Source organism: Pelomonas nitida (assembly GCF_043555975.1).
GTDB lineage: Bacteria > Pseudomonadota > Gammaproteobacteria > Burkholderiales > Burkholderiaceae_C > Pelomonas > Pelomonas nitida.
Window position 1 is genome coordinate 1 of sequence record NZ_JBIGIA010000046.1, and the last position, 718, is coordinate 718.

1 protein-coding gene is annotated in these 718 nt (G+C 68.1%); it reads left to right on the top strand.

What is annotated here, in order from left to right:
• Positions 1–186 precede the first annotated feature (186 nt).
• Positions 187–594, top strand: coding sequence for a hypothetical protein (locus ACG00X_RS24040; RefSeq protein ID WP_394492352.1), 408 nt, complete (start codon positions 187–189; stop codon positions 592–594).
• The last annotated feature ends 124 nt before the right edge of the window (positions 595–718 follow it).

Consider the following 718-nt stretch of genomic DNA (forward strand, 5'->3'; position numbering starts at 1 on the left):
TTCCGCACCTCGGGCAACAGCGGCTGTATCCGCGACCACAGTGCTGCGCTGACTTCCTTCTTGACTGCCATCTTCCTCAGCGGTTCTTGAACTGAGGCAGATGATAAGTTTCGTTAGCGGCTCTAAGGCCTTGCCCGGACACGGCCAGAATGTCTGTTCCACCGAACCCCGCTTGAGCCCGCTGCCATGCCCCTGCCCCGCTACCTCGCCGCCGCCCTCGCCTGCATCACCCTTGCCAGCTGCGCACAGACGCCGCCGGCGTCCGCGCCGCAGCCCGAATCCGCCCGCCTGGGCCAGGAGCTGCGCGCGCTGATCGGCACCGCCGCCTGCAGCAGCGATGCCCAATGCCGTACCGTGCCGGTGGGCGCCAAGGCCTGCGGCGGCGCGGCGGGCTACTGGGCCTGGTCCACCCAGAACACCGACGCCGACGCACTGAAGGCGCTGGCCGCACGCCAGGCTGCGGCCCATCGGCGCGAGATCGAAGCCAGCGGCTTGCGCTCCAACTGCGCCGTGGCAACCGACCCGGGCGCGGCCTGCGTCGCCGGCCACTGCCAGCTGACGGCGACGGCAGCGCCGTCTCGCGGCGCGCAGTAAGAGCCGCTAACGAAACTTATCATCTGCCTCAGTTCAAGAACCGCTGAGGAAGATGGCAGTCAAGAAGGAAGTCAGCGCAGCACTGTGGTCGCGGATACAGCCGCTGTTGCCCGAGGTGCGGAAG

Coding starts and splice junctions, on each gene's coding strand:
- ACG00X_RS24040 (WP_394492352.1), top strand. CDS start 187: ATGCCCCTGCCCCGCTACCTCGCCGCCGCCCTCGCCTGCATCACCCTT.